Source organism: Dietzia sp. NPDC055343, from assembly GCF_053645265.1.
The window spans coordinates 108,780-133,892 of the sequence record NZ_JBSHMJ010000003.1 but is presented as its reverse complement, the minus strand read 5'-3'; the positions used below and the strand labels follow the sequence as shown (position 1 = coordinate 133,892).

At 70.7% G+C, this 25,113-nt stretch carries 19 protein-coding genes; 8 read left to right on the top strand and 11 right to left on the bottom strand.

The features are described 5' to 3' along the window. The first annotated feature begins 162 nt into the window (after positions 1-162). The gene (locus tag ACWIE7_RS02570) at positions 163-2,256 is read left to right on the top strand and encodes a neutral/alkaline non-lysosomal ceramidase N-terminal domain-containing protein (protein ID WP_454057350.1); all 2,094 of its coding nucleotides are present in this window, start codon (positions 163-165) and stop codon (positions 2,254-2,256) included. Between the two features lie 93 nt (positions 2,257-2,349). Further along, complete coding sequence (locus ACWIE7_RS02565; protein ID WP_454068525.1) at positions 2,350-3,117, top strand: SDR family NAD(P)-dependent oxidoreductase; 768 nt, start codon at positions 2,350-2,352, stop codon at positions 3,115-3,117. Positions 3,118-3,375: 258 nt separating this feature from the next. Here ACWIE7_RS02565 and ACWIE7_RS02560 read toward each other — a convergent pair whose 3' ends face one another. Then, a complete protein-coding gene (locus ACWIE7_RS02560) occupies positions 3,376-5,070 on the bottom strand; it encodes a TM0106 family RecB-like putative nuclease (RefSeq protein ID WP_454068524.1) in 1,695 nt (564 codons plus the stop codon). Between the two features lie 124 nt (positions 5,071-5,194). Between ACWIE7_RS02560 and ACWIE7_RS02555 the strand changes: the two genes are divergently transcribed. Both ACWIE7_RS02555 and ACWIE7_RS02550 read left to right on the top strand, forming a co-directional pair. Next, entirely contained in the window at positions 5,195-6,037 is an 843-nt protein-coding gene (locus ACWIE7_RS02555) for a DUF6474 family protein (RefSeq protein ID WP_454057352.1), read from the top strand. After that, positions 6,034-6,648, top strand: a complete 615-nt coding sequence (locus ACWIE7_RS02550) for a copper resistance CopC family protein (protein WP_454057353.1) — start codon at positions 6,034-6,036, stop codon at positions 6,646-6,648. Before ACWIE7_RS02555 ends, ACWIE7_RS02550 begins: the two co-directional genes overlap by 4 nt. A 294-nt stretch (positions 6,649-6,942) precedes the next feature. Here the strand turns inward: ACWIE7_RS02550 and ACWIE7_RS02545 are convergent, their stop codons facing one another. Then, complete coding sequence (locus tag ACWIE7_RS02545; protein WP_454068523.1) at positions 6,943-8,508, bottom strand: succinic semialdehyde dehydrogenase; 1,566 nt, start codon at positions 8,506-8,508, stop codon at positions 6,943-6,945. Positions 8,509-8,633: 125 nt separating this feature from the next. Here ACWIE7_RS02545 and ACWIE7_RS02540 point away from each other — a divergent pair, with 125 nt between their 5' ends. The 3 genes from ACWIE7_RS02540 (at position 8,634) to ACWIE7_RS02530 (ending at position 12,882) form a co-directional block, all read left to right on the top strand. Further along, a complete protein-coding gene (locus tag ACWIE7_RS02540; protein WP_454068522.1) occupies positions 8,634-9,428 on the top strand; it encodes a MerR family transcriptional regulator in 795 nt (264 codons plus the stop codon). A 130-nt stretch (positions 9,429-9,558) separates the two neighbouring features. Further along, positions 9,559-11,694 (top strand): heavy metal translocating P-type ATPase, encoded by a 2,136-nt coding sequence (locus tag ACWIE7_RS02535; RefSeq protein ID WP_454068521.1) that lies wholly within the window; start codon positions 9,559-9,561, stop codon positions 11,692-11,694. A 300-nt stretch (positions 11,695-11,994) separates the two neighbouring features. Further along, positions 11,995-12,882 (top strand): oxidoreductase, encoded by an 888-nt coding sequence (locus tag ACWIE7_RS02530; protein WP_454068520.1) that lies wholly within the window; start codon positions 11,995-11,997, stop codon positions 12,880-12,882. 56 nt (positions 12,883-12,938) lie between these two features. Here ACWIE7_RS02530 and ACWIE7_RS02525 read toward each other — a convergent pair whose 3' ends face one another. From ACWIE7_RS02525 to ACWIE7_RS02515, 3 genes are read right to left on the bottom strand one after another with little or no spacing between them, the layout of a single operon-like run. After that, positions 12,939-13,703 (bottom strand): hypothetical protein, encoded by a 765-nt coding sequence (locus ACWIE7_RS02525; protein WP_454057357.1) that lies wholly within the window; start codon positions 13,701-13,703, stop codon positions 12,939-12,941. A 58-nt stretch (positions 13,704-13,761) separates the two neighbouring features. Continuing rightward, positions 13,762-15,246 (bottom strand): cardiolipin synthase, encoded by a 1,485-nt coding sequence (cls, locus tag ACWIE7_RS02520; RefSeq protein ID WP_454057461.1) that lies wholly within the window; start codon positions 15,244-15,246, stop codon positions 13,762-13,764. Positions 15,247-15,278: 32 nt separating this feature from the next. Next, positions 15,279-16,445 (bottom strand): amidohydrolase family protein, encoded by a 1,167-nt coding sequence (locus ACWIE7_RS02515; RefSeq protein WP_454068519.1) that lies wholly within the window; start codon positions 16,443-16,445, stop codon positions 15,279-15,281. A 134-nt stretch (positions 16,446-16,579) separates the two neighbouring features. Between ACWIE7_RS02515 and rraA the strand changes: the two genes are divergently transcribed. Beyond that, a complete protein-coding gene (rraA, locus tag ACWIE7_RS02510) occupies positions 16,580-17,062 on the top strand; it encodes a ribonuclease E activity regulator RraA (protein WP_344992601.1) in 483 nt (160 codons plus the stop codon). On the opposite strand, the gene ACWIE7_RS02505 is transcribed toward rraA, so the two are convergent. From ACWIE7_RS02505 to gltB, 6 genes are all read right to left on the bottom strand, one after another. Further along, the gene (locus tag ACWIE7_RS02505; RefSeq protein ID WP_452099781.1) at positions 17,059-17,469 is read right to left on the bottom strand and encodes a hypothetical protein; all 411 of its coding nucleotides are present in this window, start codon (positions 17,467-17,469) and stop codon (positions 17,059-17,061) included. The genes rraA and ACWIE7_RS02505 overlap by 4 nt on opposite strands. 136 nt (positions 17,470-17,605) lie before the next feature. Continuing rightward, the gene (locus ACWIE7_RS02500; RefSeq protein ID WP_454057360.1) at positions 17,606-18,160 is read right to left on the bottom strand and encodes a hypothetical protein; all 555 of its coding nucleotides are present in this window, start codon (positions 18,158-18,160) and stop codon (positions 17,606-17,608) included. Further along, a complete protein-coding gene (locus ACWIE7_RS02495) occupies positions 18,157-18,459 on the bottom strand; it encodes an RNA-binding S4 domain-containing protein (RefSeq protein ID WP_452099779.1) in 303 nt (100 codons plus the stop codon). Before ACWIE7_RS02495 ends, ACWIE7_RS02500 begins: the two co-directional genes overlap by 4 nt. 10 nt (positions 18,460-18,469) lie before the next feature. After that, on the bottom strand, positions 18,470-18,829 hold the full coding sequence (locus ACWIE7_RS02490) for a hypothetical protein (RefSeq protein ID WP_452099778.1): 360 nt from the start codon (positions 18,827-18,829) through the stop codon (positions 18,470-18,472). Positions 18,830-18,952: 123 nt separating this feature from the next. After that, positions 18,953-20,425: a glutamate synthase subunit beta gene (locus ACWIE7_RS02485; protein ID WP_454057362.1), complete on the bottom strand. Its 1,473-nt coding sequence runs from the start codon at positions 20,423-20,425 to the stop codon at positions 18,953-18,955. After that, a complete protein-coding gene (gene gltB / locus ACWIE7_RS02480) occupies positions 20,418-25,019 on the bottom strand; it encodes a glutamate synthase large subunit (protein WP_452099776.1) in 4,602 nt (1,533 codons plus the stop codon). The genes ACWIE7_RS02485 and gltB overlap by 8 nt, the downstream gene beginning before the upstream one ends. Positions 25,020-25,113 lie beyond the last annotated feature (94 nt).

The following is a 25,113-nucleotide window of genomic DNA, read 5'->3' as shown; positions in this document are numbered from 1 at the left end:
GGCCTCCGGCCGTGTGGAAGGCAAGTCCGGGTGTGCCGCGGGCCAGCCGGCCCGCAGAGAGAACCGCCGGACGAGCGTCCGATTGGGTACCGTCGCCCTGAACGACGTGACCTCGATCACCGGACCCGGGTCACCTGACGCCCACACACCCGGGGAGCCCCGATGACCGCCGACCAGACCCACGGCAGCCCGAGCACCGCCGACCCGAAACCCGCACGCCCGGCCACGGTCAGCCGCCGCACGGTACTCGGCGGGGCAGCAGCGCTCGGCGGGGTCGCGGCCCTGCAATCCGTTCTGCCACCCCTGGCGACCGCTCAGCCCACCGCCATGTACGTCGGCCGCGGTATCGGCGACATGACCGGAGAGCCGCTGGGTGCCGGATTCAACGGGTACGCGGACACCGAGCAGATCTCGGTCGGCCTGCACCTGCGGCAGCGCGCGCGGGCATTCATCTTCGCGGACTCGTCGTCGTCACCCCGGTTCCTCCACGTCACGGCGGAGATCGGGCTCGTCTTCCAGTCCATCCAACAGGAGGTCCTGCGCCGCCTGGCGGCCGAGTTCGGCAGCACCTACCACGAGGGCAACGTGGTCATCACCGCCACGCACACCCACGTCGCACCCGGCGGCACCTCCGGCCACCCGATGGTCGACCTGTCGATGTTGGGCTTCCGCCCGGTCACCTTCGAGGCCAACTGCGCCGGCATCGTCGACGCGGTCCGCATGGCGCACCACGACCTCGCCCCCTCGACCGTCGGGGTGACCACCGGCGCCCTGCGCGACGCCGGCGTCAACCGCTCGCGTGGCTCGTTCGACCGCGACACCCCCGAGGAGCGGGCGCACTTCCCCGAGGGCATCGACCCGCGCTCCCAGTCTCTCCAGATCACCCGCGGCGGCCGGCTCGTCGGCGTGCTCAACTGGTTCGCCACCCACGCCACCTCCATGACCTCGCACTCGCTGCTCGCGTCCTCCGACAACAAGGGCTACGCCGCCTGGCACTGGGAGCGGGAGGTCGCCGGGCAGGACTACCTCGCCGGCGGCACCCCCGGCTTGATCACCGCGTTCGCCCAGACCAACCCCGGCGACATCAGCCCCAACCTCGACCTCGAGCCCGGGCAGGGGCCGACCGCCGACGAGTGGCTCAACACCCGTATCAACGGAGAGCGGCAGTACGCCGCGGCGCGGGACCAGATCGGCCGCGGCGTGCGCGGACTCGGCGGCGGCATCGACGTGCGGCACACGTGGGTCGACATGTCGGCGGTGGAGGTGCGACCCGAGTTCACCGGTGACGGCCGCACCCATCGGACCGCCGTCGCGGCGCTGGGCGCATCGTTCGCCTCCGGCAGCCAGGAGGACGGCGGCGGTGGCGACGAACTGCCCTTCGCCGAGGGTGATCGCGGCGGCAACCCCGCGATCAAGTCCATCACCGACGTGGTGATCCCGGCCTGGCTCCGCGAGGCGCACGCCCCCAAGGACGTCCTGCTCCCCATGGGGCTGGTCCCGAACGCCATCCAGCGCGTCTTCCCGTTCCACCTGGTGCGGCTCGGCGGGCACCACCTGTTCGCCCTCGGGTTCGAGCCGACCATCGTGGCCGGACTGCGGCTGCGGAGGACACTCGCCGCGGAACTGGGCGTGCCCGAGGATCACGTCACCGTGCAGGGCTACTCCAACGCCTACGGTCACTACGTCACCACTCCCGAGGAGTACGCCGCACAGAACTACGAGGGCGGCGCGACCATCTTCGGCCCGTGGACTCTCCCGGCGATCCAGCAGGTCGCCGCCGACCTGGCCCGCTCCATGCGCGCGGGCACGCCGCTCGACCCCGGCTCCCCGGAGCGTGACCTCACCGGCCGGGTCCCCACCTCGCCGCTCGGCAACCCGCTCGTGGACACCCCGGCCCCGCTGCGGAACTTCGGCGACGTGCTCGACCCGCCGCAGACCGAGTACCGGATCGGCCAGCGGGTGACGGTCCGGTTCAGCGGCACCCACCCCAATTCCGACCTGCGCCGCGGCGACACCTACCTCGCTGTCGAGCGCAACGACGGCGGCCGCTGGGTGCGGGCCCACGACGACGGCGACTGGTCCACGATGATCGTGTTCGAGGGCCTGCTCACCGTCACGAACGCCCTGATCACCTGGGATATCCCGAACGGCACCCCGAGCGGCGAGTACCGGATCGTCTACACCGCCTCCGGCCGGGGAATCGACGGCCGACTCTTCCCCGTGCGGGGGCAGAGCCAGGCCTTCCACGTCCGCTGACGGCGGTTCTGGGACACTGGTGGGCGTAACACTTGCACTGCCTAGTAATTGCACTTCTCCAGTGCTTGACCCCCCAAGGAAAGGACATCGCCCGTGGACATCAAGGGTGCATCCGTCATCGTCACCGGCGCCGCCTCCGGTCTGGGCAACGCCACCGCGCGGTCGTTCGCCGAGAAGGGCGCCACCGTCTTCGGTCTGGACCTGCAGCAGTCCATCGACAAGGCCGTCGAGCAGGGCATCGACGAGGGCATCACCCTCATCGCCGCCGACGTCACCAGCGAGTCCGACGTCCAGGCCGCGATCGCCCGCGCCACCGAGGCCGCCCCGCTGCGCGTCGTGGTCAACTGCGCCGGCATCGCGCCGGCCGCCCGCATCGTCTCCAAGCGCGGCGTGCACGCCCTCGACCTGTTCCAGACCTGCATCTCGGTGAACCTCGTGGGCACCTTCAACGTCATGCGTCTGGCCGCCGAGGCCATGTCCACCCAGGACACCGTGGACGAGGACGGCCAGCGCGGCGTCATCATCAACACCGCCTCCGTCGCCGCCTACGAGGGCCAGGTCGGCCAGATCGCCTACGCCGCCTCGAAGGGTGGCGTCTACTCGATGGGCATCTGTGCCGCGCGTGACCTCGCCCAGTTCGGCATCCGCGTCAACACCATCGCCCCGGGCACCATCGAGACCCCGATGCTCAAGGGCCTGACCGAGGAGTTCCAGAAGTCCCTCGAGGCCGCGATTCCGTTCCCCTCGCGCCTGGGCCGTCCGTCGGACTACGCGCAGCTGGCAGGCGCGATCGTCGAGCACGACTACCTCAACGGCGAGAGCTTCCGCATGGACGGCGCCCTGCGCATGGCCCCGCGCTGAGCAGCGCTCGCAGGCCCCCCGCGGCCGCGTGACGCGCCGCCGCCTCGGGTTGCACGACGCGTCACCGCAGTTGCACGACAGAATGCGCGAATTCCAGCCGGGATCTCGCGCATTCTGTCTTGCAGCCCGAGGGCGATGTCGTGCAACCCACGCGGGCGGTCCGGGCGGTAGCTGACGCGGCGGGCCAAGCGACAGCTGGCAGCGACAGCGGACAGCGACAGCGGACAGCGGACAGCGGACCGCACCCGAACCCGCAGGTCAGGCCCTCCGCGAAATCCACTCCCGCACCGCCCGCGTGGCCCGCACGTCGTCCTCGTTGTAGGCCAGGATCCGGGCCCGGCCCGAGTCTCGCTCGACGCCCCGTGCGGCCTGCGCGTCGCGGTACCAGCCGATAGAGGCTTCGCCGCCGGCCTCGGGGTCGCGCCACGTGAACCCGGCGACCGGCGCCACGACCTTGAGGCCGAGCCCCGAGGTGGAGACGAACTGGCCGGTCACCGCCTCGTGCACGTCCACCCACTGCGGGGAGGACAGGAACCGCCGTACCTCGGCGACCGACGGCACCCCTTTGACGACGGCCCGCGTGCCCTCCGGCCCGAACCTCGACGCCGTCGACAACATCCAGCCGTTCTCCGCCGACTTGGAGTAGCAGTAGGCCCGGAACGTGCGCCCCTGGCCGGCCGCCCGGTCCCGGATCGCGGTGAGCCAGCGCCAGAACTCGGCGAAGGACCGGCCCTCGTCCGGATCGGGCAGGCGGGCCCACGTGGCGAACGGGCGGTACCCCTCCTCCTCGAGTGGCCGCCCGTCGCGCAGCGTCAGCAGCGTGCCCCACAGGTAGGCGCCGTCGTCGAGGTGGCTCTCGAGATCCACGTCGACCTCGATGTCGGCCCGCGGGATGGACGGCCGGGCGACCTTGGGCACCACGACCTCGCCGTCCCGGTGCGCCCGCGCGCGCAACACGGCGTCCGCGAACGGCTCGCCGTTCCAGTCGGCCGGCCGGTCGGGACCGGCGTCCGCGAGCTCGGCCACGGTGCGGATCCCCACCGCGTGGAGGGGGCCCACCTGTCCGCCCCCGACGACGAGGCTGACGTCATCCGCCACGACCAGCCGGTCGCGGCAGCCCGTCACCGGCCCGTCCCGGCCCGCCCATCCCTCCCACCAGGGGCAGGTGCGGCATTCGCCGATCCGGCTCGGGACGGTGTCCAGCTCGCCGCGCACGACCGCCAGCCGCGTGTCATGGGCGCGTCCCGCCGACTCGAGGACCGGCCGTAGGTCGTGCACCACCGAGCGAGACGACCCCAGTCCGAGCACCGCCCCCACCGGCTCCGCCGCGGCGTGGCCGACCGCCTCCAGCAGGTGCCACGCGTGGACCAGCCGGTCCAGGTCCCCGGGGTGCCGCCGCACCCGCAGGGTCGGATCCGGCGCCGGGTGCCAGTCCAGGAGCCGGGTGACCAGCGCCCGCGAGGAGCTCCCGCCGCGTCGCGGGTCGACCACCTTGTGATTGACCACCAGCACCGGGGCGTACCCGCCCCCGGGCACCGCGGCCAATGCGCAGCGCATGCCCTCCCGACCGGTGACCGGATCAGCGGGCAGAGCGGCACCCCACACCAATGTCGCCCCGTCGGTGAGCGCGTGCAGGGTCGCGGCGACGTCGTCGTCGTCGGGCTGATCCCCCGGCAGATCTGTCCAGTGGTCCCCCACCACGTCCACCACATACGCGTCCGAGGTCTGGTCGCCCGGACTCGCTCCGCGCAGCGCGCGCTCCCGCAGACCCGCGCGGCGATCCGCGGCCGCCATCGCACGCAACCGCACGCCCTCGTCCACCGGCGCCCACCGCCACCAGCCCGGACCCGCGTCCCGCTCCCGGGCCACGCGGTGCAGACAGCGGGCCCCGGACGCCGGCCCCACCACCGCATCGTCGGGGGACCCTGGCGTGGCGTTCGCGGCATCCTCCATCACGGTCCATCATGGACCAGACAGAGCCGAACTGCCGCTTCCGGGCGACCGTCCGGTCCTGCGGCACCGGCAGTTCGCCTAGGCTGGTGGCCTGATGTTCGCGACGAGAGAAGGATCGACGCCCATGGGCAAGCTGACGACCTACCGCGACAAGCGTGCCGAGCTGAAGGCCCACGCCCGGGCCCTGAAGTCCACCGCGATGACCGAGGCGAAGCTCGCCGCCAAGGAGACCCGCGAGAAGGCCCGGGAGGCCCACCGCGTCGACCTGGCCGAGACCAAGGAGCGGGCCAAGCTCGCCCGTCGCAACGCGGACCGCAAGGCCCGGCGCGAGGAGAAGCGCGCCAAGAAGATGGACAAGCTGTCCCAGAAGTCCTCCAAGCGGGACCGTAAGGGCGAGAAGGCGCTGGCCAAGCAGGAGCGCGCCACCCTCAAGCGCGAGGGGAAGGTGCTGGCCAAGGACCGCAAGCTGGCGGAGAAGATCGACGCCGCCGGCCGCAAGCACGAGTACCAGCTCGCCGAGATGGAGCTTAAGAAGCTCGACGGCACCAAGATCGGCAAGGAGGACCTGCAGCGTTGGCTGGGCCTGGCCAAGATCGCCACCCCGGTCCTGCTGCCGATGATCTACAAGCTCGTCTCCAACGCGCAGTCCTCCGACTCGGGCTCGGCCGCCGGCGCCGTGGACCTCAAGTCGGCCGGCATCAACGCCACCGGCCCCGGTGCGGCGCTCGGTGTGCGCATCGTGCGGCTCGAGCAGACCCTCGACCAGCTCGAGGTCAACCGCGGCGGCGAGCGGGAGGTCACCGACTTCGTCGCGTCCACCCGCACCCGGCTCCAGGATCTGCGTGCCGCCGTCGAGGCCGCCGAGACCACGCCCACCGCGCAGCGTCGCGAGGTGCACTCCTCGATCTCCGGGGAGCTCGACCGGATCAACAAGGACGTGTTCGCGCGTCTCGGGGTGAAGCCGTGAGCGGATTCCGTAGGAGGCTCGGGGCCGTCGCGGCGGCCACGGCCCTGCTCGGAGGGGCGAGCGTCCCGGCCGTGATGATGGCGCCGGTGGCGGCGGCTCACTCGGTGCTGATCTCCAGCGATCCGGAGGACGGCAGCGAGGTCGCCGACTCACCCGAGCAGATCGTGTTGACCTTCAACGAGGAGATCAACCAGAACTTCGTGACCGTCGCCGTGACGTCCGCGGAGGACTCCACCAATCGGGTGTCCGGCGAGCCGACCGTCGCGGGCGAGACCGTGACCGCGCAGGTCGAGGACCTGGCGCCGGGAAACTACACCGTCGGCTACCGCGTGACGTCGGCCGACGGGCACGTCGTGAGCGGGTCCTCGGTGTTCAGCGTGATCGACTCGGGCGCCGGCGAGGGTGCCGACTCCACGGGTGCCGCCGGGAGCGAGGCGCAGCCCGGGAGCGGCGGCGACCAGAGCGTCGAGACCGAGGCCGGGGAGGCCGAGGTCGACGCGGCCGAGGAGTCGGCGTCCGACGAGGGCGTCAACCCGGTGATCTGGGTGGTCGCCGGCCTGGCGGTCGTGCTGATCGGCGGAGCGTTCTTCCTCTTGCGCCGCGGCGACTGAGGGCGCGCGGCCAACGCCGCGGCTGCGTGGCTGCGGCTGCGTGGCTGCGGCTGCGTGGCTGCGGCTGCAGAACCTGAATAGAGCAGAGGGGCAGCGTAACCGGCGATGGTTACGCTGCCCCTCTGACTTGCGCTGCCTCAATGGTCCATTTCGGGCGCGTAACCCCTGCACAAGCGTGCATTCTCCCAGCGCAAGTCAGCCAGCCAGCGGATCCGGCGCCGGATGCGCTGGCTGGCTGGCTGCTCGCGGTCAGTGCCGGATGCGCTGGCCGGCTGCAGGCAGGAAGCCCTCAGGTCACCGGGTCGGCAGGAACCGCATCGCGTTGGTGGCCGGCGCGAGCATCTGCTGCCAGCGCTTGCGCGGCACGAAGCCCGGCCCGCTCATGTTGATCAGACGCTGGGTGGCGATGGTCTGTGCCTCGGTGTACTTGAGCAGGCCCTCGTCGCCGTGACGGCGGCCGACGCCCGAGACACCCATGCCGCCCATCGGACCCGCGACCGAGCCCCAGCCGGCGACGTACCCCTCGCCGACGTTGACGGTGCCGGTCCGCAGCCGGGCGGCGATCTGCTCGCCCTCGGCGTCCGAGCCGGCGAACACCGACGAGTTGAGCCCGTACTCGGTGTCGTTGGCCTTGGCGATCGCCTCCTCGACCGAGTCGACCGGGTAGATCGACACGACCGGCCCGAAGGTCTCCTCCTCGTAGCAGGTGGCGTCCTCGGGGACATCGGTGAGCAGGGTCGGCTCGTAGAACAGCGGCCCCAGATCCGGGCGGGGACGACCACCGGCCAGCAGGCGGGCGCCCTTGGCCACGGCGTCGTCGACGTGCGTGGTCACCACATCCAGCTGGTCACGGGAGATGAGACTGCCCATCTCGGCCTCGAAGTCGTAGCCGGGCCCGACGCTCATCGCGCGCACCCGCGCGGTCAGCGTCTCGATGAGCTGCGGCGCGATCGACTTCTCCACGTACACGCGCTCGACCGAGATGCACAGCTGCCCGGAGTTCGAGTAGAACGCCCGGGTGGCGACCTCGGCCACCTCGTCGAGGTCCGCACCGGCGGTGACGATCATGGCGTTCTTGCCACCGAGCTCGGCGGAGTATCCGATCAGCCGCTCGCCGCACTGACGCCCGAGCACCCGACCGGTCGCGGTCGAGCCGGTGAACATCAGGTAGTCCACGTTCTCGACGATCGCGCCGCCGACGGTCCCGCCCGATCCGGGCACGACCTGGAACAGGTCCCGGGGCAGGCCGGCCCGGTAGAACATGTCGGCCGCGGCGAGCGCGCAGAACGGGGTGATGGACGCGGGCTTGATCACCACGGCGTTGCCGGCGGCCAGCGCGGCCAGGGCGTCGGTGGCGGCGAGGTTGAGCGGGTAGTTCCACGGCGCGATCACGCCCACGACACCCTTGGGCTGGCGGTGCACGACGGCCTTGGTCAGGCCCGGCAGCATGCCCTGGACGCGCTTGGGCGCGAGCAGGCCGGGCGCGGCCTTGGCGTAATGACGCGCGGTGATGAGGCAGTCGAGCACCTCCTCCTGCGCGGAGGCGCGGCTCTTCCCGGTCTCGGCCTGGACGATGTTCATCAGCTCGTCGCGGTTCCGCATGACCAGCTTGGCGAACCGCTCGAGGACGGCGACGCGGTCCTTGGGGCCACGCTCTGCCCACGCCACCTGCGCGGCGCGGGCCCGCTCGACGGCGGCCACCACGTCGTCGGCAGTGCCGGCAGGGATCTCGGCGAGCGGGTCGCCGGTGAAGACCTCGTTGATCGCCGAGACGGGGCGGCTCGTGGGGTCGGTGCGGAATTCGGGGATGGCGACAAGGTCGAGAAGACGGTCGTACACGCGGGTCGTGGGTCGGCTCATGCGCACGAGGCTACCGGCGAGTAGCAACGGATGCGTGTCCGAGGTCACGTGGGCGCGCCGCTTGCGGACTTGACCCTGACGTCGCGTCAGGCCCGAACCTCAGTGATGTGAGAGATGCTGGAGGAATGACGACTGGCGAGGGCTTCACCGTGGGCGCGGTCGCCGAGCTCGTGGGTGTCAGCGTCCGGACCCTGCACCACTGGGACCGGATCGGGTTGGCGCCGGCGAGCGGGCGGACGTGGTCGGACTACCGGGTATATGACGACGACGACGTCGCCCGTATCCACCGCGTACTCGTCTACCGGGAGCTCGGATTCCCGTTGGCCGAGATCGGCTCCCTGCTCGACGACCCCGCCGCGGACGAGCACGCCCATCTGGCGCGCCAACGCGAGTTGCTCCTCGAACGGATCTCCCACCTGCAGGAGATGGTCTCCGCAGTAGACCGCCTGAAGGAGGCGATCACCATGAATGCACCGCTGACACCGGAGGACCGCGTCGAGATCTTCGGTACCGACTGGAAGGAGGAGTACCAGATCGAGGCAGAGCAACGCTGGGGCGACAGCCCGCAGTGGGCGCAGTCGCAGGAGCGCACGGCCCGCATGTCCAAGGCGGAGTGGAAGCAGGTCAAGGCCGGCATGGACGCGCTCAACGCCGACCTCGCGGCGGCCATGCGTGCCGGCGTCGATCCGGCCTCTCCGGTGGCCGCCGAGCTGGCCGAGCGGCACCGCGCCTCGATCGCGCAGTTCTACGACTGCACCTACTCGATGCAGGTCTGCCTGGCCCGGATGTACACGCAGGACCAGCGTTTCGCCGAGACGTACGATGCGCTCGAGCCGGGCCTGACGCGGTGGCTCGTCGCCGCGGTCGAGGCCAATGCCCGCGCGCACGGAGTTGACCCGGAGACCGCGACCTGGGAGTAAGGCGTCATCTCGTCGGCAGGGAGAGGGTGAAGCCAGCCCGGCGGCCGAGCCCGACGGGAACATACCCCCCTGGGGTATGTTTGGCGACGACTAGGCACCCATACCCGGAACCGAGGAGGCAGCGACCGTTATGGCCGACGACGAGGTCCGCACAGCACGGTCACAGCACGGAGCCCGCGGCCACCACGAGCATCACGGTCACCACAGCGAGGCCGATGGCCACGATCACAGCAGCCACACCGGCCACGGCCACCAGGGCCACGGCGCCGATCATGACCATGGAGACCACGTGCAGGTGTTCCGCCGCCTGTTCTGGATCATGCTCCTGCTCGGCATCCCGACGGTGGTGTTCTCGCCGATGTTCGGCTCCCTCCTCGGCTACGAGGTGAGTGGCTGGGGACTGTGGGTGGCCCCGGTCCTCGGCACGGTGATGTACGTCTGGGGCGGTCAGCCCTTCCTCTCCGGCGGCTATGACGAGGTGGGGGCCAAGCAGCCGGGGATGATGCTGCTCATCAGCCTCGGCATCACGGTCGCCTTCGTCGCCTCGTGGGGCTCCACCGTGGGCGTGCTCGGCCACGACCTGGAGTTCTGGTGGGAGCTGGCGCTGCTCATCGTCATCATGCTGCTCGGACACTGGGTCGAGATGCGCTCTCTCGCGCAGACCAGCTCCGCCCTGGACTCCCTGGCGGTTCTCCTGCCGGACGAGGCCGAGCGGGTCGAGGGCGATGCCGTCGTCGCCGTCGCGCCCGGCGAGCTGCGAGTCGACGACGTGGTGGTGATCCGCCCCGGAGGCAGTGTCCCCGCCGACGGCGTGGTGGTCCAGGGTGCCGCGAGCATCGACGAGTCGATGATCACCGGTGAATCCCGCACGGTCCGCCGCGCGGAGGGCGACCCCGTCGTGGCGGGCACCGTCGCAACGGATTCCGGCATCCGCGTCCGGGTCGGTGCCGTGGGAGAGGACACCGCACTCGCCGGCATCCGCAAGCTCGTCGCCGACGCCCAGAATTCCTCCTCCCGGGCACAACGCCTCGCCGACCGGGCCGCCGCCTGGCTGTTCTGGTTCGCACTCGGGGCCGCGATGATCACCGCCGTCGTGTGGACGAGCGTCGGCACCCCCGACGAGGCCGTGATCCGCGTGATCACCGTGCTGGTCATCGCCTGTCCCCACGCCCTCGGCCTGGCGATCCCGCTGGTGGTGTCCATCGCCACCGAACGCGCGGCACGCGGCGGCGTCCTGATCAAGGACCGTTTGGCTCTGGAGAGCATGCGAACCGTCGACGTGGTCCTGTTCGACAAGACCGGCACCCTGACCAAGGGCACACCCGCCGTCACCGCCGTCGAACCCGGCGGCCGTATGACGTCCGACCGGGTGCTGGCCCTGGCGGCTGCGGCCGAGTCCGATTCCGAGCACCCGCTGGCCAAGGCCATCGTCTCGGCGGCCGCTCAGCGCGAGCTGGAGATCCCGGCCGCGACCGGCTTCAGTTCCTCGCCGGCCGTGGGCGTTCAGGCCACGGTCGAGGCACACACCATCCAGGTGGGTGGACCGTACCTGCTCGAGCAGGAGGGTGGCCGCGAACTCGGAATCGCTGACCGGTGGCGTGCCGAGGGCGCGATCATCCTGCACGTACTGGTCGACGGCGACGTGGTCGGCGCACTGCGACTGGTCGACGAGGTCCGTCCCGAGTCGAGGAAGGCGGTCGACTCGCTCCACGACCGTGGCCTGGAGGTCGTGATGATCACCGGTGACGCCGACGCGGTGGCCGCCTCGGTCTCTGAGGAACTGGGGATCGACCGCTACTTCGCCGGGGTCCGCCCCCAGGACAAGGCCGCCACCGTCTCGCGGCTCCAGGAGGAGGGTCGCCGCGTCGCCATGGTCGGCGACGGCGTGAACGACGCCCCGGCGCTGGCCCAGGCCGACGTGGGCCTGGCAATCGGCGCCGGGACCGACGTGGCGATCGCCTCGGCCGGCGTGGTACTGGCCTCCGACGACCCCCGCGCCGTGGTCTCCGTGCGGGCGATCTCGGAGGCCGCCTACCGCAAAATGGTCCAGAACCTGTGGTGGGCGGGTGGCTACAACCTGATCGCGGTTCCGTTGGCGGCCGGTGTGCTCGCGCCGATCGGCGTGGTGATGCCGATGTCCGTCGGTGCGATCCTGATGTCCCTCTCCACGGTCGTCGTCGCGGCGAACGCCCAGCTGTTGCGCCGGCTGGACCTGCGGCCGGACACGGTCACCGACTCGGCCCCACACCGACAGGAAACGACATGAAAGCACCTGTCCGGCGCGCCCTCCGTCGAACACGACGGATGGTCCGCGACGTCTCTGATGTCAACCGGAGATGACGACCTGACGTGCCTGAGATGTGCGCTGCCGCCTGCGCGAACACTGCAAGGTCTGCGGTGAAGCGGGCCGGCGATGCGAGAAGGCCTGCGCCGACCTCCTCGCCGCGATCGGCTGACGCCCGTCCGACGTGTCGCCAGGGAGTTCGCCTGACGTCTTGACGGACGGGTGCCGGGAATCCGGAAACGCGCCCGCCATTCGAGCCCAGCCGCCCGTAAGCTGCCCCCCATGAGCAGATGGACCACTGCCGACATCCCCGACCAGACCGGGCGCACGGTCGTCATCACCGGCGCCAACTCGGGCCTGGGCCTGCAGGCCACGGAGGCGCTCACCGCCGCTGGCGCCCGGGTCATCATGGCCTGCCGGGACACCGCCCGCGCCGAGTCGGCCCGCGCCGGGCTCGCGCAGCCGGACCGAGCCGAGGTCACCCAGCTCGATCTGGCCGACCTCGACTCGGTCCGCGCCGCCGGTGAGTTGCTGGCCGCGCGCGAGCCCGACGTCCTGATCAACAACGCCGGCGTCATGAACATCCCGCTGGCCCGCACCCCGCAGGGCCACGAGATGCAGTTCGGCGTCAACGTGCTCGGGCACTTCGCGCTCACCCGGAAGCTGGCCCCGGCCCTGTCTGACCGGGTGGTATGGCTGGGCTCGGCCATGCACCGCTTCGGTTCGGTCGATCTGGACGACCTGGACTGGACCCGCCGCCGCTACATCCCGATGTCCGCGTACGCCGCCTCCAAGCTCGCGTGCGTGATGCTCGCCTACGAGCAGCAGCGCCGGCTCGACGCACAGGGGTCACACCTCAGGGCGGTAGCCGCCCATCCCGGCTATTCGGCCACGAACCTGCAGTACCACAGCGGCAGCGGTATCCAGGACCTGTTCATGCGGGCGGCCGAGAAGATCCCGTTCCTGGTCCAACCGGCCGAGCGGGGCGCCCTCCCCGAGCTCTACGCCGCGACCGTTCGCGACGTGCCGGGCGGCGCCTACATCGGCCCCGACGGGCCGGGCGAGCTCACCGGTTATCCGAAGGTCGTCGGCTCCACGCGCGCGTCCCGCGACGAGGCCGTGGCCGCCGCACTGTGGGACCGCTGCGAGGAGATGACCACACAGGCCTGACCGGACTCCACGCCGCGGCCCTCGCCCGGCGTCGCCGACGGGCGACCCCGCGCGGGTCACCCCTCGGCGGCGCCGTTCGCCTCGGCGGCGGCCGCGGCTGCCTCGGCCTCCACGCGGCGGCGCTCGTTGTCCGCGTGGGGATCCGACTCGGCGGCGATCTGCACCGCATCGATGCTCCCGGTCAGCGGACCGGGCAATTCCGCCCCGGCGGCGTTGGCCGCGTCCTCGATCATGGTGCCGCCCTGGGCGGAGCCCTCGACGACCCCGTGCCAGAAGTTCAGCTCGCCCTCGTTCAGCTCCCCTCGCTCCTGGCGCGCGCCCATCTCCGCGGTGACGATGCCGGCGACCTGCACGCTGAGCACCGGGAAGACGTACTCGGGGATGACCACCGAGCCGAGCCCGATGGTGCCCGAACCGAGCGAGCCGACCGCGTTGACATAGGTCGATCCCGGAACGAGGCCAGAGGAGGCCACCGAGGCCACCGCGGAACCGCCCGCGGAACCGACCGCCTCGAGCGGGGCCACCGAGCCCAGCGTCTGGCCGACGGACAGCGCCGTGCCGACAAGCTCTCCGCTACCGGCCGCCTCCAGCCCCGCGGAGCCGAGGGCCGGGCCACCCACGACTATCTCGTCGGGAACCTGCTCGATCAGCTTGTCGACGCTGCCCTCGCCCGAACCCTGGCCGATCTGCTCGACCGACAGCGCGCCCGCCTCGGTGTCGGCATGGGCGATGGCCGGAACGCCGACGATCGTCAGCGTCACGGCCGCGAACGCTGCGCCGAGACGCTGGACTCGGGTTCCGAAGACACGGTTCAGGGACATCGTGAAAGGCCTCTCGTTACACCTCGGACTCCGATGGTCCGTGCATTCCAGCAGGGTACTACTGCAGCGCGGAGGTGAGCCGGGCAACGTTGTCCACGTAACGTCCCGGCCACGGTCGATTCATCCAGGTATCGAGATCCAGAGTGCTGCTCTCCAGGAGATACCTCTCCACCACGTCGTTGAGGTCGGCCACCGCCGCGCCGCCCAGGACGAGCATGCTGACCTCGAAGTTCAGGTTGAACGAACGGAGGTCCATGTTGCTCGAGCCGACGATGCCGCCGTAGTCGTCCACCAGCATCATCTTGGTGTGCAGGACGGCCGGTGACCGGAATCTGTGGATGATGACACCCGCCTCGAGCAGCGCCCGGAAGTAGGACCGCTGCGCGTGGTGGACCATGAACTGGTCGGCCTTGTCCGGCACGAACAGCTCCACCTCCACGCCCCGGTAGGCCGCCGAGGTCAATGCGTGCAGCAACGCCTCATCAGGAACGAAATAGGGGCTGACGATTCGCAGTCGCTCACGTGCCTGCGAGATGAGCTGGGTGAACATCCGGAGATTGGGCTGCGTGCGGTACCCCGGCCCCGACGGCACGAGCTGGAAAGCGCTCACCGGATCACCGGCCGTGGGGTCGCCGCCCATCGATCCCGCTGTGGCCGGCAGCCCCTTGGCGAGTTCGCCGACGGTCTCGATGATCTCCCCGCACTCGGAGTACCAGTCCACGGCGAAGACGGCGTCCATGGAGTGGACGATCTCACCACGGACCTCCATCATCAGGTCCACCCACTCCCGCCCGAGCTTGGCGTTGCGCGCGCTGCCGTAGTGCCGTTCGATGAGATTCTGTGAACCCACGAACCCGTGGTCACCGTCCACCATGAGCATCTTGCGGTGGTTGCGCAGGTCCGGGCGCCGAAACCGGCCGACGAACGGGTTGATCGGAAGCATGAGGTGGAACTCGACCGGCGTGTTCCGCAGGCGGCGCCGCAGCACCTTGAACCCCTTGTACTTTCCGGAACCGAGATGGTCGGCCAGGACGCGGACCGTCACCCCGCGCTCGGCGGCCTCCACGGCGGCGGTGAAGAACTCGTCGGTCTCGTCGTCCCAGGACTGGGCGTAGAACTCGATGTGGACCCGATCCGTCGCCGCGCGGACGGCGTCGGTCATGGCCGCGAGCGACAGCTTGTAGTCCGAGTACAGCGCCACGAACTCACCCGACATGCACGGGATCTCGGTGAGTTTCCGGTTCATCTCGAGGATCGTGTGCACCCCCGGCGCGACCCGGACCCCCACCGGGACCGTGGGGCGGTTCTTCAGCGCGCCCTCGTACAGCTGGTTGGCCTGGGCCTGGATGACGTGCCTTCGTCCCGTGATGTACGGGTTGCCGAACAGCAGGAACAGCGGCACCCCGACCACCGGGATGAACAGGATGGCCAGCAGCCAGGCCTGCGACGACCCCGGCTGGCGGTTCTCCGGGACCATGCCCAGAGCGAGGATCTTGATCGCGTATTCGGTGATGAGGATGGCCGAGGTGAGGCCCTCGGGCATGTGCAGGAGCGCGAGTTCCTGGGTTCCTGTGTTCACCCGTCCGCCTTGCTCAGCACCTCGCCCACGGGCAGCGTGCGTGGGTCGATCACCCCGCCGCGACGCATGGTCCACCGCACCACACCGGCGAGTGCCCGCTGGGTGTAGACCGAATCCGCCCGACCGAGCTCGCGGGCGCCGGGCAGGACGATGAACGCCTCGTCGTCCGCGACGACGGCGAAGTCGGCCCGCAGACCCTGCCGGATCCCCCCGCGGTCGCCCAGGCCCACGATCTCGGCGGGCCGGCCGGACATCCACCGCGCCACATCAGCCAGATCGAAGCCGCGTCGCCGTGCCTCCGTCCACACCACGGACAGACCCAGCCGGGCCGAGGCGACGGCGTCGATCGTGCCGTCACGCAGCGCCTCCCACAGCAACTCCCGGTTCGCGGCATCCCGGACCGGCGGGTCGAGGGTCGCCGCGGCGGCCGCACCCCGGGTGATCTCCGAGACCAACGCCAGCATGTGGGGGTTCGTCGAGGCGGTCACGGCCAGGCCGTCCCGCGACGCCGCCCGCAGCATCGGCAGCTCTTCGTGGTCCGCCACGGAGCGGACATGCATCCGGCCGCCGGTCCGGCGCACCACATCGAGCAGGTCGGGCAGCACCTCCACGCCGGCGTCCACTGCGAACAGGCCACCGCGGCCCATGACCTCCTCGGCGGCCGCGACCAGCCGGGACCGGTCGAGGGTCGGCGCGCCCGCCACGCCCTTGCCCTCCGCGACGGCCGACACCCCGAACACTCCCCGGTCCAGCAATTCGCCCAGCCGGCCCACGTTGCCCGGCACCGCCGCGCCCCACAGGCCCACGTCGACGGCCGACTCGCCGGTGACCTCGTCCCGCCAGGTGTCGACCTCCGCCGGAGTGGTGGCGGACGGCTCGCCGTCCGTGCCGTAGTCGATCACCGAGGTGATGCCACCCTGCGCGGCCGAGCGGGTCCCCACGGCCACGTCCTCGGTGCTGACGTGCGGGTCGACCAGTCCCGGCATGAGCACCACGTCGTCGCCCAGATCGATCGTGTGATCGCCGGCCAGACCGATGTCCCGCGCATCGGACCCCGTGCGCACCGACGAGATCACGCCCCCGTCCACGGTCACCGCCGCCTGCTGGATGCGGTCGTCGACCACGGCCCGGCGGGCGTGAATCAGGAGTTCGTACTGGGCCACGGCAGGTTCCTCCCCGTAGTGCGGACATCGGGCGGCGCTGTTCTCCGGCCATTGTCCCCCACGGGTGGGCCGACCCGTGGTCGGCTGGCCGGATAGCGTGAGGGGTGTTGACCGCATCGTTCAGGAGGACACGCATGACCGACAGCCCCACCGGATTCGTCCCCACGGCGGACCTCGTCGATGAGATCGGCGAGGACGTCCGCAGCTGCGACACCCAGTTCCGCGACCTGGGCGGACGCACCGAATTCTTCGGCCCCGTCTCCACCGTCCGGTGCTTCCAGGACAACGCCTTGCTCAAGAGCGTGCTCGGCGAGGCCGGCGGGGGCCGGGTGCTGGTAATCGACGGTGGCGCGAGCGTCCACACCGCCCTGGTGGGCGACCTCATCGCCGAGCTGGGCCGCTCCAACGGGTGGGCCGGTGTGGTTGTCAACGGCGCGATCCGTGACTCGGCGGTCGTCGGTGGCATGGACTTCGGCTGCAAGGCCCTGGGCACCAACCCACGCAAGTCCACCAAGACCGGCGCCGGCGAGCGCGATGTCACGGTGAGCTTCGGTGGGGTCGACTTCGTGCCCGGCGACATGCTCTACGCCGACACCGACGGCATCGTGGTGCGCTAGACCGCCCCGCCGAGGCTCGCGAGCGGCGCCGTGAGGAGCTGCCCGACCGACGCCTCCGGCCCGTAGCTCCCGGTCGATCCGGGCGCGTAGGACCCGGTGGAGTTGGGCACGCCCACCGACAGCACCACGGATCCGGTGTTGATGAGCCCGCTGATCAGGTCCGCCAGGGAGCCTGTGCCCAACGAGCCGTAACCGAAACTCCCGGCCGCGACGGCGGCGGTCGCCGCGTCGAGGGTCATGCACCACACCACGCCGGTGTAGGTGGGGATGAACACGCACCCTGCCGGGGTGTCCAGGTCGACAGTCGGAGCCGGCTCGCCGTCCTCGGCATGAGCGACCCCGCTGGCGGCGAAGATCGTGGCCGCGGCCAGAGCCGACGCGGCCGAGACGAGGGCGGTCTTGCGCATGGGGCATCCTCCGGAATCGCTGGCCCGCGCCACGGCGGGACTACGGAGCGTATGTTAACTCTCTTTCATCCGGTGCGTGTGCTGCACCCCGGCCGACCGAACGAACCGGGACGGCCCGCCCGCGGCGAGCAGCAGCTCACGCCTCCCGGCGGATCCAGCGCAGCAGCGGGCCGAGCGAGACGCGGTCGGTGAGGTCGAGTCCGCCCAGCTCGAGCATCGCGTCCTCCTCCGGGGTGCGGTCCGACTTGCGGCGAAGCGCGGCCAGCGCCGTCTTGATCCCCAGACGTTGGCGAAAGCCGAGCTGGTCCGGGGTCACCACCCCGCGCAACTGGAACAGCTTGAGCTTGCCGAGCTGGTCGGCGGAGAACTCGGTCGACATCAGCTCGATCCGTGCGTCGTCCGTGACCGGGGTGGGCCCCACCATGACGACCGCGACCCGGCGGCCGGCCTCGACCAGCGCCTCCCAGTTGTCGGTGATGAACGTCGAGCCGCCGAGGCCACCACCGGGCTGCATGCCGGTGAACAGCACGACCGTGCCGGCGACCACCATCTCGCCGGGGTCTGCCTCGTCATAACGGGTGGTCCGCGTCTCGAAGTCCTCCGCCAACCACTCGGCATACCGACGGGCGCCGGCGTCGTCGTCATGCAAGATCACCGGGGCCTGTACCGACCCCTGTGCCCCCTCGCTCATCGGTTCCCCTCCGCCTCGGACCGGGCCACCACGCGGGCCGCGCGGCCACCGGTGGCCACCACGTCCCCGTCGACCATGCCGCGGCCGCGCCGCAGGTCGACCTCACCGTTGACACTGACCTCGCCGGCGGCGACGGCGTCCTTGGCGTCGGCGCCGGAGTCCAGCAACGAAGACAGCTTGAGGAACTGGCCCAGCGTCAGTTTGCGGCTCAGGTCGCACTCGACGTCGTCGACCGGCGGACCGGCCGGCGCGGGTGCGGCCCGGCCGGCTCGTCCTCGTCCTGCGATGTGGCGGCTCATGCCGCTGAGCTTATCGGGCGACCGGCGGCGGGGTCGGAGCGCGCCGCGGCGCCTCCTCCGGCGGTGTCCCCCGACCGCGTCGCGTGACCAGCGCCAGGCCGGTCCCACCGGCGACGAGAGCCCCAACGGCCAGCACGAGTGCCACCATCTGCACCGCGGACATGCCGAAGGTCCCCTCGTCGGGAGCCTTCTCCTCCGCGGCGTCCTCCCCCCCGGCGGGCAGCGGGGGCAACTGGCTGAGCGCCGGCAGGTCGGTGATCACCACCCGCGGGCCCGGCTCGAGGACCTGCGCCGTCGCCGCCGGGGCGCCCTGCAGCGCGATCACTGCGCAGAGCGCACCGATCACGGCGAGAGGGCGACGGCGGACCATAACCTGCCTTCCGTGACGGCGGCCGGGCGGCCTGGAATTGTGATGCGCCCAATCTTAGGTTCGCCTCAGGTATTACGCCACGGCGCCCCTCGAGTCGTAGTGCTCCGGGGCGCCGTGCCGCCGTCAGCGCTGCGCGACGTCCGTCGGGCGGACGGGAGCCGGCAGCGCCGTCTCGCCCATCAGGTACCGGTCCACCGCGGCCGCGGCCGAGCGGCCCTCCGCGATGGCCCACACGATGAGCGACTGGCCGCGGCCCATGTCGCCGGCCACGAAGACCCCGTCGACGTTGGTCGCCCAGGTGCCGTCCCGGTCCACGTTGCCGCGGTCGGTGAAGTCAACACCCAGATCCGAGCACAGGCCGGAGCGTTGCGCGCCGGTGAAGCCCATCGCGAGCAGCACCAGGTCGGCGGGGTACTCGAAGTCGGAGCCGGGCACGGGCTCGAACCGGCCGTCGACCATCTTCACCTCGGAGCCCTTGAGCGCGGTCACATGCCCGCCGGAGCCCACGAACTCGGCGGTCGACACGCTGTACACCCGCTCACCGTTCTCCTCGTGCGCGGAGGCGGTGCGGAACATCAGCGGGTACACCGGCCACGGCGTCGAGGCCGCGCGGGTGGCCGGCGGGCGGGGCATGATCTCGAAACTCTTCACCGACCTCGCGCCCTGCCGGGTCGCGGTGCCGAGGCAGTCCGCGCCGGTGTCGCCGCCGCCGATGATGATCACGTGCTTGTCACGCGCGTGGACCTCCGGCAGCCCGTCCGCGTCCACCACGGGATCCCCCGCGGCGGCCTTGTTGGCCAGCGGCAGGAAGTCCATCGCCTGGTGGATCCCGTCGAGCTCACGGCCGGGCACCGGCAGGTCGCGGCGCAGGGTGGCGCCGCCGCACAGCACGATCGCGTCGAACTGCGCGCGCAACTGGGTGGCGGTGATGTCCTTGCCGACGTTGACGCCGGGGCGGAAGACCGTGCCCTCCGCCTCCATCTGCGCCAGGCGGCGGTCGAGGACCGCCTTCTCCATCTTGAACTCCGGGATCCCGTACCGCATGAGCCCGCCGATGCGGTCGTCCCGCTCGAAGACCGTGACGGCGTGCCCGGCACGGGTGAGCTGCTGGGCGGCGGCCAGCCCGGCCGGGCCGGAGCCCACCACGGCGACGGTCTGCCCGGTACGGAACGACGGCACGACCGGGTCCATGCCGCCCTCGGCCCACGCGGCCTCGGCGATCTCGACCTCGATCTGCTTGATGGTGACCGGCTCCTGGTTGATGCCCAGGACACACGACCCCTCGCACGGCGCCGGGCACAGGCGCCCGGTGAACTCGGGGAAGTTGTTGGTCGCGTGGAGCCTGTCCACCGCCGCGTCCCAGCGTCCGCGGTGCACCAGGTCGTTCCACTCCGGGATGATGTTGCCCAGCGGGCAGCCCTGGTGGCAGAACGGGATGCCGCAACTCATACACCGGGAGGCCTGCGTCCTCAGGTGGTCCTCGGGCAGGGTCGTGGACTCGTAGACCTCCTTCCAGTCCATGATCCGGAGGTCGACCGGCCGGCGCTTCGGCAGCTCGCGCTCGGTGTGCTTGAGAAAGCCCTTCGGGTCAGCCATTTGCGGCCTCCATGATCGCCTCGTCCACGTTGCGTCCGTCCTTCTCCGCCTGCTCGATGGCCAGCAGCACGCGCTTGTAGTCGCGCGGCATGACCTTGGCGAAGTGATTCACGTTCTGGGCCCAGCCGCCCAGGATGTCCCGGCCCCGGGCCGAGTCGGTCTCGGCGACGTGCCGCTCCACGATGTCGTGGAGGAACTGCACGTCGTCGGCGTCGAGCTCCTCGATGTCGACGAGCTCACCGTTGAGGTTCTCGGCCAGTGCGCCGTCGGGGTCGTAGAAGTAGGCCACGCCGCCCGACATGCCGGCGGCGACGTTGCGGCCGGTGGAGCCGAGCACGACGACCTTTCCGCCGGTCATGTACTCGCAGGCGTGGTCGCCCACGCCCTCGACGACCGCGGTGACGCCGGAGTTGCGCACGCAGAACCGCTCGCCCACGATCCCGCGCAGGAACACCTCGCCGGCGGTGGCGCCGTAGCAGATCACGTTGCCGGCGATGATGTTGTTCTCGGCCACGAAGTCGGGGGCGGCGTCGTGCGCCGGGCGGACCACGATCCGGCCGCCGGACAGGCCCTTGCCGACGTAGTCGTTGGCGTCGCCGAGGACCCGGAGCGTGACGCCGGAGGCCAGGAACGCTCCCAGCGAGTTGCCGGCCGAGCCGGTGAAGGTGAGGTCGACAGAGCCGTCGGGGAGCCCGGCGGCGCCGTGCGCCCTGGAGATCTCGTGGCTGAGCATCGTGCCCACCGAGCGGTTGACGTTGGCGATCGGGTAGGCGCCGGTGACGGGCCCGCGCGAGGGGTCGACGACCACGTCGCGGCAGTCGTCGATCAGCGTCCGGTCGAGCACCTTCCCCAGCTTGTGGTCCTGCTTCTTCGTGCAGCGCAGGTCCTGGTGCATGAACGGCGAATCGGCCTGGGCGAAGATCGGTTCCAGATCGAGTCCCGCGATGCGCTTGTTGTGGGCGAACGCCCGGGACTTGTCGAGGCACTCCGAGTGGCCGATCGCCTCGTCGAGGGAGCGGAAGCCCAGCTCGGCGAGGTATTCGCGGACCTCCTCGGCGATGAACTCCATGAAGTTCACGACGTACTCGGCCTTGCCGTTGAACCGCTCGCGCAGCACCGGGTTCTGAGTGGCCACGCCGACGGGGCATGTGTCCAGATGGCAGACGCGCATCATGACGCAGCCGGCCACCACGAGCGGGGCGGTGGCGAAGCCGAACTCCTCCCCGCCGAGCAGGGCCGCGATGATCACGTCGCGCCCGGTCTTGAGCTGCCCGTCGACCTGCACGACGATGCGATCACGCAGGCCGTTGACCAGCAGGGTCTGCTGGGTCTCGGCCAGGCCGAGCTCCCACGGCCCACCGGCGTGCTTCAGGGAGGTCAGTGGGGAGGCCCCGGTGCCGCCGTCGTGACCGGAGATGAGCACCACGTCGGCGTGTGTCTTGGACACGCCCGTGGCCACGGTGCCGACGCCCTGCTCGGCGACCAGCTTCACGTGGACCCGCGCCTGCGGGTTCGCGTTCTTCAGGTCGTAGATGAGCTGCGCCAGGTCCTCGATCGAGTAGATGTCGTGGTGCGGCGGCGGGGAGATGAGCCCGACGCCCGGCGTCGAGCCGCGGACCTCGGCGACCCACGGGTACACCTTGTTCGGCGGGAGCTGACCGCCCTCGCCGGGCTTGGCGCCCTGGGCCATCTTGATCTGGATGTCGGTGCAGTTGGCGAGGTAGTGGCTGGTCACGCCGAACCGGCCGGAGGCGACCTGTTTGATGGCCGAGCGTCGCCAGTCGCCGTTCGCGTCCGGGGTGAAGCGGTCGGTCGACTCGCCGCCCTCGCCGGAATTGGACCGCGCGTGGAGCCGGTTCATGGCGATCGCGAGGGTCTCGTGCGCCTCGGCGGAGATCGAGCCGTAGCTCATCGCACCGGTCGAGAACCGCTTGACGATCTCCGAGACCGGCTCGACCCGGTCGATCGGTATGGGCGGGCGGTCACTGCTGAGTTCGAACAGGCCGCGCAGGGTGGCCAGTCGCTCGGACTGGTCGTCGACCAGACGGGTGTACTCCTTGAAGATCTCGTAGCGGCCGGACCGCGTGGAGTGCTGGAGCTTGAACACCGTGTCCGGGTTGAACAGGTGGTACTCGCCCTCGCGGCGCCACTGGTACTCGCCACCGATCTCGAGCTCCCTGTGCGCGGCCTCCTCGGGCCGCGGCAGGAAGGCGAAGCGGTGACGGCGGGCCACGTCCTCGGCGATCTCGTCCAGGTCGATGCCGTCGATGGGGCTGATCGAGCCGGTGAAGTACTCGTCGCACAGTTCCTGCGACAGACCGGTGACGTCGAACAGTTGGGCGCCGGTGTACGAGGCCAGGGTGGAGATGCCCATCTTGGACATCACCTTGAGCACGCCCTTGGCGGCCGCCTTGCGGTAGTTGGCGTAGGCCACCTCGGTCTCGACGCCGGTCAGGTCGCCGGTCTTGACGAGCTCGTCGATCGACTCGAACGCCATGTACGGGTTGATCGCCTCGGCGCCGTAACCGAAGAGCACGGCCATGTGGTGGACCTCGCGGGCATCGCCGGACTCGATCACCAGGCCGACGCGGGTCCGGGTCTTCTCCCGCACCAGGTGGTGGTGGACGGCCGAGGTCAGCAGCAGCGACGGGATCGGCGCGTTGCGCTCGTCCGACTCGCGATCCGACAGCACGATGATCGACGCGCCGTCTTCGATGGCGCGGGAGACCTCGCGGCGGATCCGGCCGAGCGCGATGCGCAGGCCGCGACCGCCGTGGGCGACGTTGTACAGGCCCCGGACGACGACCGACTGCAGGCCGGGACGGACCCGACCGGCCGCCATGAGCGTGGTGAGGTCGGTGTTGCTGAGGATCGGGTTGTCCAGTCGGACTTGCCGGCACGAGTCCGGCCCCGGGTTGATGAGGTCGCCCTCCGGGCCCAGGGTCACGCCGTAGCTGGTGACCAACTCCTCCCGGATGGCGTCGAGCGGCGGGTTGGTGACCTGGGCGAATCGCTGGGCGAAGAAGTCGAACAGCATCCGCGACCGCTGGGACAGCACCGGCAGCGGGGTGTCGGTACCCATGGATCCGATCGCCTCGGCACCCGTGGCGGCCATCGGAGAGACGAGTATCCGCAGCTCCTCCTCGGTGTAGCCGAAGACCCGCTGGCGCAGCACCACGCGCTCGTGGCTCATGATCTCGTGTCGGACCTCGGGCAGGTCCTCGAGGCGGGTGATGCCCTCGTCGAGCCAGGTGCGGTACGGGTGCTCGGCGGCGAGGGAGGTCTTGATCTCCTCGTCGTCGATGATCCGGCCCTGCTCGGTGTCGACCAGGAACATCCGGCCCGGCCGCAGGCGGGTCTTGGTGACGACCTTGTCCTGCGGGATGTCGAGCACGCCCACCTCGGAGGCCATCACGACGAGGCCGTCGTCGGTCACCCAGATGCGCGAGGGGCGCAGACCGTTGCGGTCGAGCACGGCGCCGATCACGGTGCCGTCGGTGAACGTGATCGAGGCCGGTCCGTCCCAGGCCTCCATGAGCGAGGCGTGGTACTCGTAGAACGCCCGCTTGGCGGGGTCCATGGTCGCGTGCCGCTCCCAGGCCTCGGGGACCATCATGAGCACGGCGTGCGGCAGCGGCCGACCGGCCAGGGTCAGCAACTCGAGCGCCTCGTCGAAGCGGGCGGTGTCCGATCCGCCGGGGGTGCAGATCGGCAGCGCCGCCGACAGGTCCTCGATGTGCTCGCTCGACATGAGCGACTCGCGGGCCCGCATCCAGTTCTCGTTGCCGCGCGCGGTGTTGATCTCGCCGTTGTGCGCGACGTAGCGGAACGGGTGGGCCAGCGGCCACGCCGGGAACGTGTTGGTCGAGAACCGGGAGTGCACGATGCCCAGCGCCGACTCGACGCGCTCGTCCCGGAGGTCGACGTAGAAGTCCGGGAGCTGCTTCTCGGTGAGCATGCCCTTGTAGACCATGGTCCGCGGGCTCAGTGAGGGGAAGTAGACCGTCTCGGAGCCGATGTCTCCGCGGCCGGGACCCTTGCTGCCCAGTTCGTGCTCGCACCGCTTCCGGACGACGAAGCACTTGCGCTCGAGTTCGAGCCCGGTGAGCAGCCGTCCGTCCGGGCCGGCCGCCTTGACGAAGATCTGGTGGATCGTGGGCTGCGCGTCGCGGGCGATCGCGCCGACCGAGGAGTCGTCGACCGGGACCTCGCGCCAACCGATCACGCTGACGCCCTGTTCGGCGCCTATCCGCTCGACCATCCGCATGGCGTCCATGGCCAGCATCCGGGACTGCGGGAGAAAACAAAGGCCGGTTGCATACGCACCGGCCTCGGGAAGTTCTCTGTTCTGCTCCTCACGCAACACCTCGCGGAGGAACCTGTCAGGTATCTGGATCAACAAGCCCGTGCCGTCGCCGGTGTTCACCTCGGCGCCCACGGCGCCGCGGTGCTCGAGGTTCACCAGCGCGGCGATCGCCTTCTCGACGATGTCCCGGGACTGACGTCCGTACATGTCCACCACGAACGCGACACCACAGGCATCGTGCTCGTACTCCGGGCGGTACAGGCCTTGTGGGCCGGGATTCGTCTTCATCACTTCGCCTTCGCTTGTCGACGGGTCGACCCCGTGACTGTCGGAGCACCCGCACACAGAGAACCGAGGCTCTCCGGCTGGAAAATAATATGGG

What these genes read in the sequence shown, in the direction of transcription:
- ACWIE7_RS02570 (WP_454057350.1), top strand. Translation starts at nt 163, where the DNA reads ATGACCGCCGACCAGACCCACGGCAGCCCGAGCACCGCCGACCCGAAA.
- ACWIE7_RS02560 (WP_454068524.1), bottom strand. Translation starts at nt 5,070, where the DNA reads ATGGAGGATGCCGCGAACGCCACGCCAGGGTCCCCCGACGATGCGGTG.
- ACWIE7_RS02555 (WP_454057352.1), top strand. Translation starts at nt 5,195, where the DNA reads ATGGGCAAGCTGACGACCTACCGCGACAAGCGTGCCGAGCTGAAGGCC.
- ACWIE7_RS02545 (WP_454068523.1), bottom strand. Translation starts at nt 8,508, where the DNA reads ATGAGCCGACCCACGACCCGCGTGTACGACCGTCTTCTCGACCTTGTC.
- ACWIE7_RS02540 (WP_454068522.1), top strand. Translation starts at nt 8,634, where the DNA reads ATGACGACTGGCGAGGGCTTCACCGTGGGCGCGGTCGCCGAGCTCGTG.
- ACWIE7_RS02535 (WP_454068521.1), top strand. Translation starts at nt 9,559, where the DNA reads ATGGCCGACGACGAGGTCCGCACAGCACGGTCACAGCACGGAGCCCGC.
- ACWIE7_RS02530 (WP_454068520.1), top strand. Translation starts at nt 11,995, where the DNA reads ATGAGCAGATGGACCACTGCCGACATCCCCGACCAGACCGGGCGCACG.
- ACWIE7_RS02525 (WP_454057357.1), bottom strand. Translation starts at nt 13,703, where the DNA reads ATGTCCCTGAACCGTGTCTTCGGAACCCGAGTCCAGCGTCTCGGCGCA.
- cls (WP_454057461.1), bottom strand. Translation starts at nt 15,246, where the DNA reads ATGCCCGAGGGCCTCACCTCGGCCATCCTCATCACCGAATACGCGATC.
- rraA (WP_344992601.1), top strand. Translation starts at nt 16,580, where the DNA reads ATGACCGACAGCCCCACCGGATTCGTCCCCACGGCGGACCTCGTCGAT.
- ACWIE7_RS02505 (WP_452099781.1), bottom strand. Translation starts at nt 17,469, where the DNA reads ATGCGCAAGACCGCCCTCGTCTCGGCCGCGTCGGCTCTGGCCGCGGCC.
- ACWIE7_RS02500 (WP_454057360.1), bottom strand. Translation starts at nt 18,160, where the DNA reads ATGAGCGAGGGGGCACAGGGGTCGGTACAGGCCCCGGTGATCTTGCAT.
- ACWIE7_RS02495 (WP_452099779.1), bottom strand. Translation starts at nt 18,459, where the DNA reads ATGAGCCGCCACATCGCAGGACGAGGACGAGCCGGCCGGGCCGCACCC.
- ACWIE7_RS02490 (WP_452099778.1), bottom strand. Translation starts at nt 18,829, where the DNA reads ATGGTCCGCCGTCGCCCTCTCGCCGTGATCGGTGCGCTCTGCGCAGTG.
- ACWIE7_RS02485 (WP_454057362.1), bottom strand. Translation starts at nt 20,425, where the DNA reads ATGGCTGACCCGAAGGGCTTTCTCAAGCACACCGAGCGCGAGCTGCCG.
- gltB (WP_452099776.1), bottom strand. Translation starts at nt 25,019, where the DNA reads ATGAAGACGAATCCCGGCCCACAAGGCCTGTACCGCCCGGAGTACGAG.